This window comes from Streptomyces sp. NPDC057438, assembly GCF_042802995.1.
In the GTDB taxonomy this organism is placed as follows: Bacteria; Actinomycetota; Actinomycetes; order Streptomycetales; family Streptomycetaceae; genus Streptomyces.
On the sequence record NZ_JBHVDD010000155.1, the window covers coordinates 1 to 10,211 of the forward strand.

11 protein-coding genes are annotated in these 10,211 nt (G+C 70.5%); 6 read left to right on the plus strand and 5 right to left on the minus strand.

Annotated features, from left to right (window positions below):
- Nucleotides 1–103: 103 nt before the first annotated feature.
- The 5 genes from dmpG to ACFU5F_RS41200 are packed head-to-tail and all read right to left on the minus strand — an operon-like array spanning nucleotide 104 to nucleotide 4,815.
- Complete coding sequence (gene dmpG / locus ACFU5F_RS41180; protein WP_383898670.1) at nucleotides 104–1,126, minus strand: 4-hydroxy-2-oxovalerate aldolase; 1,023 nt, start codon at nucleotides 1,124–1,126, stop codon at nucleotides 104–106.
- On the minus strand, nucleotides 1,123–2,067 hold the full coding sequence (locus ACFU5F_RS41185; RefSeq protein ID WP_383898686.1) for an acetaldehyde dehydrogenase (acetylating): 945 nt from the start codon (nucleotides 2,065–2,067) through the stop codon (nucleotides 1,123–1,125). The genes dmpG and ACFU5F_RS41185 overlap by 4 nt, the downstream gene beginning before the upstream one ends.
- Before the next feature lie 5 nt (nucleotides 2,068–2,072).
- Nucleotides 2,073–2,876 (minus strand): 2-keto-4-pentenoate hydratase, encoded by an 804-nt coding sequence (locus tag ACFU5F_RS41190; RefSeq protein ID WP_383898672.1) that lies wholly within the window; start codon nucleotides 2,874–2,876, stop codon nucleotides 2,073–2,075.
- Nucleotides 2,873–3,820, minus strand: a complete 948-nt coding sequence (locus ACFU5F_RS41195; RefSeq protein ID WP_383898674.1) for a 3-carboxyethylcatechol 2,3-dioxygenase — start codon at nucleotides 3,818–3,820, stop codon at nucleotides 2,873–2,875. The genes ACFU5F_RS41190 and ACFU5F_RS41195 overlap by 4 nt, the downstream gene beginning before the upstream one ends.
- Complete coding sequence (locus ACFU5F_RS41200) at nucleotides 3,817–4,815, minus strand: zinc-binding dehydrogenase (RefSeq protein WP_383898676.1); 999 nt, start codon at nucleotides 4,813–4,815, stop codon at nucleotides 3,817–3,819. Before ACFU5F_RS41200 ends, ACFU5F_RS41195 begins: the two co-directional genes overlap by 4 nt.
- A 101-nt stretch (nucleotides 4,816–4,916) precedes the next feature.
- Here ACFU5F_RS41200 and ACFU5F_RS41205 point away from each other — a divergent pair, with 101 nt between their 5' ends.
- The 6 genes from ACFU5F_RS41205 to ACFU5F_RS41230 are packed head-to-tail and all read left to right on the plus strand — an operon-like array spanning nucleotide 4,917 to nucleotide 10,138.
- Nucleotides 4,917–6,269, plus strand: coding sequence for an SRPBCC family protein (locus ACFU5F_RS41205; RefSeq protein WP_383898677.1), 1,353 nt, complete (start codon nucleotides 4,917–4,919; stop codon nucleotides 6,267–6,269).
- A complete protein-coding gene (locus tag ACFU5F_RS41210; protein WP_062930634.1) occupies nucleotides 6,266–6,607 on the plus strand; it encodes a non-heme iron oxygenase ferredoxin subunit in 342 nt (113 codons plus the stop codon). Before ACFU5F_RS41205 ends, ACFU5F_RS41210 begins: the two co-directional genes overlap by 4 nt.
- Nucleotides 6,604–7,800 (plus strand): NAD(P)/FAD-dependent oxidoreductase, encoded by a 1,197-nt coding sequence (locus ACFU5F_RS41215; protein WP_383898679.1) that lies wholly within the window; start codon nucleotides 6,604–6,606, stop codon nucleotides 7,798–7,800. The genes ACFU5F_RS41210 and ACFU5F_RS41215 overlap by 4 nt, the downstream gene beginning before the upstream one ends.
- Nucleotides 7,801–7,859: 59 nt before the next feature.
- Nucleotides 7,860–8,435, plus strand: coding sequence for a 3-phenylpropionate/cinnamic acid dioxygenase subunit beta (locus ACFU5F_RS41220; RefSeq protein WP_383898681.1), 576 nt, complete (start codon nucleotides 7,860–7,862; stop codon nucleotides 8,433–8,435).
- A 12-nt stretch (nucleotides 8,436–8,447) separates the two neighbouring features.
- Entirely contained in the window at nucleotides 8,448–9,305 is an 858-nt protein-coding gene (locus tag ACFU5F_RS41225) for an alpha/beta fold hydrolase (RefSeq protein ID WP_383898683.1), read from the plus strand.
- The gene (locus ACFU5F_RS41230) at nucleotides 9,302–10,138 is read left to right on the plus strand and encodes an SDR family NAD(P)-dependent oxidoreductase (RefSeq protein ID WP_383898684.1); all 837 of its coding nucleotides are present in this window, start codon (nucleotides 9,302–9,304) and stop codon (nucleotides 10,136–10,138) included. Before ACFU5F_RS41225 ends, ACFU5F_RS41230 begins: the two co-directional genes overlap by 4 nt.
- The last annotated feature ends 73 nt before the right edge of the window (nucleotides 10,139–10,211 follow it).

Here is a 10,211-nt window from a genome sequence, read left to right on the forward strand (position 1 = left end):
CTCGCAGGCAGCGGCGAGGGGGTTGGCCCGTACGGCATGACCCGTACCGCAGAAGGGGTGCCCCCGCACGCGGTGGCACCCCGCCGTCGCGACCCGCTGGCGGTCAGGCCGCCCCCGGAGCGGCCCGCAGCAGATCCAGCGCGATGTCGACGATCATGTCCTCCTGCCCGCCGACCAGCCCGCGCCTGCCCACTTCCAGCAGGATGCTGCGCACGTCGATGCCGTACTGCCGGGAGGCTGCCTCGGCGTGCCGGAGGAAGCTGGAGTAGACGCCGGCGAAGCCCAGAGTGAGTGTCTCTCGGTCGACCTGGACCGGACGGTCCTGCAGCGGTCGTACGAGATCGTCCGCCGCGTCCTGCAGGGCGAACAGGTCGCAGCCGTGCTTCCACTCGTTGAGTGCGGCGACGGCGACGAACGGTTCGATCGGGCAGTTGCCCGCCCCCGCGCCGTGCCCGGCGAGGGACGCGTCCACCCTGGTGACCCCCTCCTCGACAGCGACGACCGAGTTGGCCACTGCCAGGGAGAGGTTCTGGTGGGCGTGGATGCCGATCTGGGTCTCCGGCCGCAGCGCGTCGCGGTAGGCGCGGACGCGTTCACGGACACCGTCCATGGTGAGACGGCCTCCGGAGTCGGTGACGTACACGCAGTGGGCGCCGTAGGACTCCATCAGCCGTGCCTGCTCGGCCAGTTCCGGGGCAGGGGCCATGTGGCTGAGCATGAGGAAGCCGGAGACGTCCATGCCGAGGTCGCGGGCCGTGGCGATGTGCTGGGCGGAGACGTCGGCCTCGGTGCAGTGGGTGGCGATGCGGACCGAGCGGACACCGAGCGCGTAGGCCTGCTTCAGTTCGGCGATGGTGCCGATACCGGGGAGCAGGAGCGTGGTGAGCGTGGCCCGTTCGAGGACCGAGGCGGCTGCTTCGATCCATTCCCAGTCCGTGTGGCTGCCGGCGCCGTAGTTGAGCGAGCCGCCGGCCAGGCCGTCGCCATGGGCGACCTCGATGGCGTCCACGCCGGCCGCGTCCAGGGCGGCGACGATGCGCTGGACGTCGGCGGGGGCGATGCGGTGCCGTACGGCGTGCATGCCGTCCCGCAGGGTGACGTCCTGGATGTAGAGGCTGGTGGTCATGCGGATACCCCCTGTCGTACGTGCCGGGCGATGCGCTCGGCGGTGCGCAGGGCGGCCGAGGTCATGATGTCGAGGTTGCCCGCGTAGGCGGGGAGGTAGTGGGCGGCGCCCTCGACCTCCAGGAAGACCGAGACCTTGGTCGTCACCCGCGGCGCTTCGTCGGGCAGGAGGGTGTGGACCGGTTCGTCGGCCGGTACGGGCGTGAACTGGAGGTCCTGCTTGAGCCGGTAGCCGGGGACGTACTGGGCGACCTCGTCCACCATGGCGGTCACGGAGGCGCGGATGGCGTCGTGATCCGCGTCGCCGATCAGGCAGAACACCGTGTCCCGCATGATCAGCGGGGGCTCTGCGGGGTTGAGGACGATGATCGCCTTCCCGCGCGTGGCACCGCCGACGGTCTCGATCGCCGCGGAGGTGGTCTCGGTGAACTCGTCGATGTTGGCGCGGGTACCGGGCCCGGCCGACTTCGACGCGATGGAGGCGACGATCTCCGCGTACGGGACGGGGGTCGTACGTGCGACGGCGTGGACGATCGGGATGGTGGCCTGCCCTCCGCAGGTGACCATGTTGACGTCGGTGGCGTCCAGGTTGTCGTCGAGGTTGACCGCCGGGACGACGAAGGGGCCGACAGCCGCGGGGGTGAGGTCGACGAGCCGCTTGCCGAAGGGAGCGAGCCGGTCCGCGTTGGCGATGTGGGCCTTGGCCGAGGTGGCGTCGAAGACGATGTCGATCTCGTCGAAGCCGTCCATACCGATCAGGCCGTCGACGCCGTCGTGGGTGGTGGGCACCTTCAGACGGCGGGCGCGGGCGAGTCCGTCGGAGGCCGGGTCGATGCCGACCATCGCCGCCATCTCCAGTGTCTCCGAGAGACGGAGCACCTTGATCATCAGGTCGGTGCCGATGTTGCCGGAACCGATCACGGCCACTTTCGTCTTCTTCAGGGCGGTCATGACGGCTCCTTGTCGGTGAACGCGGCGGTGACAGTGCCCAGGGTGGAGATCTCCGCGAGGACGGTGACGCCTGGGGCGACGCTGACCATGGGGCCGAGCGCGCCGGAGAGGACGACCTGGCCGGCCCGCAACGGGTCGCCGTAGGCGCGCGCCGTACGGGCCAGCCACAGCAGGGCGTTCAGGGGATCGCCGAGACACGCGGTGCCTGTGCCCTCGGAGACGAGGACACCGTCCACGTACATCCGCATGGTCGCCTCACGGGGCTCGAACGCCTCGAGCGGGAGACGGGACTCTCCGAGGACGTACAGGCCGCTGGAGGCGTTGTCGGCGACCGTGTCCGTGATGGTGATGTCCCAGTCGGCGACGCGGCTGTCCACGATCTCCAGGGCGGGCATCGCGTGGGCGACCGCGGCGCGGACGGCGGCCAGGTCGAGATCGTCCCCGTCCAGGTCGGTGGCGAGGAGGAAGGCGATCTCCGCCTCGACTTTCGGCTGGAGCAGCCGGGTGGTGGGCACTGCGGCGAGGGCGGAGACATCCATGTCGGAGAACAGCACGCCGAAGTCCGGCTGGTCGACGCCGAGTTGCTTCTGCACGGCCGGCGAGGTCAGGCCGATCTTCCGGCCGGTGCGGACGGCCCCGTCGGCCAGTCGGCGGGCGGTGAGACGGCGTTGGACCTCGTAGGCGGTGTCGACGTCGACGGTGCCCAGCAGATCGCGGACCGGGGCGCAGGGTTCCCGCTCGACCGCTGCGGTCGCCAGCCTGTCCGTCGCGAGGGTGATGGCTCGTTCGCGTTCGGTCATCGGTTCGGTTCCTGTTCTGCGGTGGCCACGGCGAAACCCGCGATCCATTCGGGGATGGGTGCGTAGAAGCGGGAGGTCGTGCGGTACGGGCCGGTCGCCGCAAGGGACGCGAAGGCCGCGATCCAGGTGCGCACCTCGTGGGCCGAGCCACCGCCCTCGGCGCCCATCCACTCCACGGTCCAGGCGTCCACGTCGGCGAGCCGGCCGCTTTCCAGGGTGTCCAGGACGAGGTTGTCCCAGGCGGGGTTGATGGGCACCATGCGGGTCGAGCCGGCGGCGTACTCGCGGCCCGCCTGGATCACCCGCTCCTCGCCCCGGGCCCGTTGCTCGGGTGTGGGCGGGTGCCCCTCGATGAGGGCATCGGCGACCCGGGGCGGGGCGCCGTCGAGCACGGGGACGGGCGGGTCGTGGGAGAGCCCGCCGGAGCCGAGGAACAGCACACGGCGGTCCAGTACGGCGGCCGCTTCGCCGATCGCGGTCCCCAGTGCCCGGATACGGCTGACCGGGCCGAGCGGGGTGGCCACACCGTTCACGAACACCGGTACGACCGGCACCTTGTCGATGCCTCCGAAGAGGACTTCCAGCGGCTGGACGAAGCCGTGGTCGACGGTCATCCGGGCCGAGACGGTCAGGTCGACTCCGCGGTCGAGAACTCCGCGGGCGAGGGCGCGGGCGGCATCGGTGTCGACGGAGAGGGGTCCGGCGGCGGAGCCGAAGTCGCCGACGGCGTTCGCCTCGGTGGCCAGGCAGAACGGAGGCATCTCCCTGTAGAAGAAGCCGTTGTAGTGGTCCGGGGCATACAGGACGACCAGGTCGGGGTCGAAGGCGCGGACGAAGGAGCGGGCCGCCTCGACGGCGTCCTCGACGGCCGACAGGACGTCCGGGGCCGGGTCGTTCTTGCCGATGAGGGGAGAGTGGGACAGGCCGACGGCGGCGGCGGTCATCGCGGGGCTCCTTGCTCGTGCGGGGCGGGCGGATGGATGACGAGCTTGCCGGTGAGCCGCCCGTCGATCATGAGCTGGAAGCCCTTGTGGATCTCGTCCAGCGGCAGCGTGCGGTCGATGACCGGGCGCAGGCCGGTGGCGTCCATGAGCTTCAGCAGCGAGACCAGTTCGCTGCGGGTGCAGCCGGTCGAGCCGAGGAGGCGCTGCTGGAGATAGAAGATCCGGCCGAGGTCGGCGGGCGGGTTCTTCCCGCTGGTGGCTCCGGCGACGACGATCGTGCCGCCGGGACGCAGCGACTTCGTGGAGTGCGACCAGGTGGCCTCACCGACCGTCTCGATCACGACGTCCACGCGCTCGGGCAGCCGTTCGCCGGTGGGTACGGCCTTGCGCGCGCCCCAGGATTCGGCCTGCCGCCGCTTGTCCTCGCTGCGACTGGTGGCGTACACGACGGCGCCCGCGGCCACGGCCAGCTTGATCGCGGCCGACGCGACGCCGCCCCCGGCCCCCTGGACGAGGACCCGGTCGCCCGCGCGGATTCCCGCCCGGGTGAAGAGCATGCGGTACGCGGTGCCCCAGGCGACCGGCAGACAGGCCGCCTCGTCGAAGGTCAGCCAGGACGGCTTGGGGATCAGGTTGCGGGTGGGGACGGCGAGGTATTCGGCGAACGCCCCGTGGTGCTGCTCCGACAGCAGAGCACGCCCGGGGTCGAGCGTCTCGTCGCCGAGACCGGCGTCCGGGTCGGCGATCACCGGGTGGACGAGCACCTCGTTGCCGTCCTCGTCATAGCCGGCCGCGTCGCAGCCGAGGACGATGGGCAGCCGCTCGGGTGGGTGCCCGACGCCGCGCAGGGTCCACAGGTCGTGCATGTTGAGCGACGAGGAGACCACACGGACGGTCGACCAGCCGGGGCGGGGCTCAGGCTTGAGGATGTCCCCGAGGACGAGCCCCGACAGCGGATCGGTCGCGCTCTGGGAGATGGCGATGGCAGCAAGCATGCGTTCACGCTCCCCCGCGCCCGCCGCCTGCCGACAGCGCGTGTGCCGCCGTACGGAACGACGGATGGCACCCGGCCGCGGCGCTGCTGTTGCCTGGGCACATGACCTCGACGATCGAACCTCAGGGCGCGGCCACGGCGGCCCCGCGCGGGGCGCTGCGGCGTCCGGCGGACCTGGCGCGGAACATCGACGTATCCGGGCTCGTCGACGCTGAGGGCGGGCTGCTGGATCGCGTCATCTTCACCGACGAGGAACTGTACCGCCAGGAGCTGCGTCGCGTCTTCGCGCCGAGCTGGCTGTTCCTCGCGCACACCGACCAGTTCCGCAAGCCCGGCGACTTCTTCACGACGTACATGGGCGAGGACCCGGTCATCGTGACGCTGGACCGTGACCGGCGTATCCGCGCCTACCTCAATTCCTGCCGGCACCGGGGTGCCCGCGTCTGCCGCGCCGACTTCGGCACCACCCGCAACTTCACCTGCACCTACCACGGCTGGTCGTACAACCTGGACGGTTCGCTGGTCAGCGTGCCCAACAAGGACGGCTACCCGGAGTCCTTCGAGACGGGGCAGTGGGGTCTTGTCGAGGTGCCGCACGTGCAGACGTACCACGGGCTGGTCTTCGGCACCTGGGATCCGGACCCCGTCCCGCTGCGGGAGTCGCTCGGCGACATGGCCTGGTACATGGACGCGATGCTCGACCACGACGACCAGGGGACGGTCGTCGTCGGCGGAGTCCACAAGTGGGTTCTGGAAGGCAACTGGAAGCTGGCCGCCGAGCAGTTCGCCACCGACTGGTACCACGTCAACATGAGCCACGCCTCGGCGCTCATGGTCCTCTCGCCGTCCGGCAGGAAGCCCAAGGACGAGGTCGTGCACCGTACCGGCCGCCAGTACGTGGACCCGAACGGGCACGGCGCCGGCTTCCCGGTCCATCCCAAGAACCGCTTCGACGCCCAGACCGTGCACGAGTGGACGGACTACGACGCACTGCGGGAGCGGCTCGGCGAGGCCCGCGTCGAGGGGCCGCTGACCACCGGACACGCCACCGTCTTCCCCAACTTCTCCTACCTGCCGGTCAACGGCTCCATACGGGTCTGGCACCCCAAGGGCCCCGACCGCATGGAGGTGTGGGCCTGGACCATCGTCGACAAGTCCATGCCCGAAGAGGTCCGTGAGGCCCAACGCCTGTACAACCTGCGGACGTTCGGACCCAGCGGCATCTTCGAGCAGGACGACGGCGAGAACTGGAGCGAGGTGCAGGCCATCTCGCATGGCTTCATCACAGGCGGCGTCGCTCTCAACTACCAGATGGGCATGGGCAGCGAACGCGAGGACGGCCGCCACCCCGGCAGGACCAGCGAGCTCTACAGCGACGCCGCCGGCCGGGCCTTCTACGCACGCTGGCGCGAACTGATGAACACGCCCGCCTGGCACGAGGAGCACCACGCATGAGCAACGGCAGCGGTATTCGCGTAGCGGCCCTGGCCGACATCCCCCAGGGCGAGGGCATCGCCATCGACAAGGCGGTCACCGGGACCGCCGACGACATCGCCCTGCTGCGCGACACCGACGACAGTGTCTACGCGCTCGACGACACCTGTACCCACGAGACCGCTTCACTGGCCGATGGCTGGGTGGAGGGCGGGTTCGTCGAATGCCCGTTGCACTCCAGCAAGTTCTGTCTGAAGAACGGCGAGGTCCAGGGCCTGCCCGCGACGAAGAACGCCTGCCCGCACCGCGTCGAGGTCCGTGACGGCGAGGTCTACCTCTTCCCCGGGGAGTCGCCGTGACCGAGCGTGTCGTCATCGTGGGCGGCGGCATCGCCGGCGTGAGCACGGCCGCCTCGCTGCGAGCCGGCGGCTTCGACGGTGATGTCACCCTCGTCGATTCGGGGGACTTCCCCTACGACCGTCCCCCGCTGTCGAAGGACTTCCTGACCGGCACGAAGGACGTCAAGGAGATCGCCCTCCAGCCTTCCCGGTGGTACGACGACCAGCGGGTACGGCTGATCAACCGGACGACGGTGACCGCGCTGAGGCCAGGGGACGGCGCCGTCGAGCTCGGCGACGGACACCTGCTGCGCGCCGACCGTGTCGTGCTCGCGACGGGGGGTGCCGCCGCCCGCCTCCCGGTTCCGGGTGTCGGTGGCGAGCGCGTGCATGTCCTGCGCACGGCGGACGACGCCGACAGGTTGCGCCCGGCTCTCGCTCCCGGTGCCAGAGTGCTGGTCGTCGGCGCCGGGCTGATCGGGGCCGAGGTCGCCTCCACCGCCGTACGTCTCGGTTGCGAGGTCGTCCTCGTCGACCCGGTCGCCGTGCCGCTGGCCGCCGCACTCGGCCCGGAGCTGGCCGCCTGGCTGCACGCACTGCACACCCGCCACCGGATCACAGCCGTACAGGCCGCCGTGGAGTCCTTCGTCGACCGGCCCGAGGGCATCGAGGTCGGGCTCGGCGGAGTCACGCGGCTCTACGACGCGGTGGTGCTCGGTGTCGGCATGGTGCCGTGCACCGAGCTGGCGCGGGCGGCCGGGCTGGAGGTGGACCGCGGCATCCTCGTCGACGAGCGTCACGTCACCTCGAATCCGGCGGTGCTCGCCGTCGGCGACCCTGCCCGGATGCGCCAAGTGCCCCGCACCGAGCACTGGGAAGCAGCCCAGCACGACGGTGCCAGGGCAGCGGCGACCCTCCTCGGCGCCCCGGAACCGGCGCCTGCCGCGCCCTGGTTCTGGACGGACCGGCACGGACTCCACATCGAGGCCGTCGGGCACATGGAGGCAGCCGCGCAGACCGTCCTCAGAGGCTCCTACGACGACCCGTCCTTCTCCGTCTTCGGTCTGAGGGACGGGCTGGTCGTCGCGGCCGCCTCGGTCGACGACCCGGCCGCCGTCAGAGCCGCTCGCCGGCTGATCGACCGCCGTGTCCGCGTCGCCGCCGAGCGGCTGGCCGACCCGGCCGTGAACCTGCGCGGCCTGCTGCGCGGCTGATGTGCCGCCAGACGGCACAGGCCATATCACCCGGGTCCGAGAAAGGATCGAATGACACCGTGAGCACAGGCACCGAGCAGATCCGGTCACGCGCGGGGGCACGCGCCGACCGAGACACCCACTTCGAGGTCGAGCAGTTCTACTACGAGGAGGCCGCCCTCCTCGACGACGGCCGCTTCGCCGACTGGCTCGACCTGCTCGCCGACGACCTCGACTACTGGATGCCCACCCGCAGCAACCGGCTGCGCCGGCAGCAGGCGCTGTCCGTGGCCGCGCGGGGCGAGGCGGCCTTCTACGACGAGAGCAAGGAGAGCCTCGCCTGGCGCATCCGCCGGTTCGACTCCGGGATGGCCTGGGCCGAGGACCCGCCCTCCCGGACCCGGCATCTGGTCACCAACGTGACGGTCAGCCACATCGACCCCGCCGAGCACGACGGATTCACCGAGGACGACCTGTGGGTGCGCTCGGCCTTTCTCGACTACCGCAACCGGCTGGAGCGGGAGGAGAACGTCTTCGCCGGCGGCCGCACGGACGTCCTGCGACGCGTCGAGCACGGCGGACTCCGGGTGGCCCGCCGGACCATCCTCCTGGACCAGAACATCCTCCAGGCGAAGAACCTCTCGACCTTTTTCTGATGGGACAACGCTGTGACCGACCTCGAACTCAAACACCACCGAGTAGCCACGTCCCTCGGTGAGATCGCCGTCACCGAAACCGGCGAGGGCCCCGTGCTGGTGATGCTGCACGGCGGCGGCCCCGGCGCCTCCGGCGTCAGCAACTACCGTCAGAACCTCCCCGCCCTGGCCCGGCACTTCCGCGTCGTCCTGCCCGACCAGCCCGGCTTCGGCGCCAGTTACCGTCCCGGTGAGGCGGACCTGGAGACGCGGTCCATCACCGAGATCACCACGGACGCGCTGTACCAGACCCTCGACTCGCTCGGCATCGACACCTTCCACCTGCTGGGCAACAGCCTCGGCGGCGCCGCAGCCCTCGCCATGGCCCAGCAGCGCCCGGAGCGTGTCACCCGGCTCGTGCTGATGGCCCCCGGCGGTGGCTGGCTCCCCTTCGGCCCCACTCCCACGGAGGGGCAGAAGGAGATGTTCCGCTACTACAACGGCGGCGGACCGAGCGAGAAGAAGATGGCGGCGTTCATCCGCACCATGGTCTTCGATCACCGGCAGTTCGGTGAGGACGTCGTGCGTGCCCGTTACGAGGCCTCGCTCGACGAAAGCCACATCGACTTCTACCACCACTACAACGCGGCCTTCGGTAAGCGGGGTGGCATGGACCCCCTGTGGCGGGACCTGCACAAGATCAAGGCGCCCACGCTGCTGCTCTGGGGCCGCGACGACCGGACCATCACCCTCGAAGGCGCCCAGCTCATGCTCAAGCAGATCCGTGACGTGCAACTGCACGTGTTCGGGCAGTGCGGCCACTGGGTCCAGCTGGAGCGGCAGCGCGAGTTCGACGCGCTGGTCACCGGCTTCCTCGGGGAGCGGTCATGACGGGCGGCTGGCTGGAGGGTGACGCGGCTCTGATCACCGGGGGCGGGTCGGGCATCGGCCGTGCCGTCGCCGAGCGCTTCCTCGCCGAGGGCGCGTCGGTCACGATTGTGGGCCGCGACAGGAAACGGCTGGACGAGGTCGTACACGATGCCACCGACCCGTCGCGCATCCACGCCGTCGTGGCCGATGTGCGCGACTCCGAAAGTCTGCACGTCGCCGTCGCCGAGGCCGTCGGCCGCTTCGGAAAGCTCGACACCCTCGTGGCGAACGCGGGGGTATGGGACTACCAGCGACAGCTCACCCGGCTCAGCGGCCAGGAACTGAACACGGCGTTCGACGAGATCTTCGCCGTCAACGTCAAGGGCTATGTCCTCGCGGCGGAGGCCGCGTGGCGCGAGCTGGTCAAGACGCGCGGCAGCATCGTCATGACCCTGTCCAACGCCTCCTTCTACGTCAACGGCGGCGGACCCCTCTACACGGCGAGCAAGCACGCCTGCCTGGGCCTGATGCGCGAACTCGCCTACGAGCTGGCGCCAAAAGTCCGCGTCAACGGCGTGGCCTGCGGCGGCATGAACACCGACTTGCGAGGGCCACAGGGACTGGGGCTGGCCGACCGGTCGATCTCGGCGTCCTTCGCCAAGCAGGGCCCGGACACCCCGCCGCCACCCATCCCGCTGCACGACTCCAGCACCGATCCGCGTGACTTCACCGGGCCCTATGTGCTCCTCGCCTCCCGTGCCCAGAGCGGTCCGATCACCGGACACGCGATCAACGTCGACGGTGGCATAGGCGTACGCGGATTCGCCAGTGCCGCCGGCGGCGACCACCTCTGACGCCTGTTCTCCCGCGCTCGATGTCCGACGCTCAACGAGGAGCCGCTCGTGATCCCGCCATCAGCCACGACAC

Excerpts from the sequence above, each read along its gene's own strand:
- ACFU5F_RS41195 (WP_383898674.1), bottom strand. The coding sequence starts at position 3,820 with ATGACCGCCGCCGCCGTCGGCCTGTCCCACTCTCCCCTCATCGGCAAG.
- ACFU5F_RS41200 (WP_383898676.1), bottom strand. The coding sequence starts at position 4,815 with ATGCTTGCTGCCATCGCCATCTCCCAGAGCGCGACCGATCCGCTGTCG.
- ACFU5F_RS41230 (WP_383898684.1), top strand. The coding sequence starts at position 9,302 with ATGACGGGCGGCTGGCTGGAGGGTGACGCGGCTCTGATCACCGGGGGC.
- ACFU5F_RS41190 (WP_383898672.1), bottom strand. The coding sequence starts at position 2,876 with ATGACCGAACGCGAACGAGCCATCACCCTCGCGACGGACAGGCTGGCG.
- ACFU5F_RS41205 (WP_383898677.1), top strand. The coding sequence starts at position 4,917 with ATGACCTCGACGATCGAACCTCAGGGCGCGGCCACGGCGGCCCCGCGC.
- ACFU5F_RS41210 (WP_062930634.1), top strand. The coding sequence starts at position 6,266 with ATGAGCAACGGCAGCGGTATTCGCGTAGCGGCCCTGGCCGACATCCCC.
- dmpG (WP_383898670.1), bottom strand. The coding sequence starts at position 1,126 with ATGACCACCAGCCTCTACATCCAGGACGTCACCCTGCGGGACGGCATG.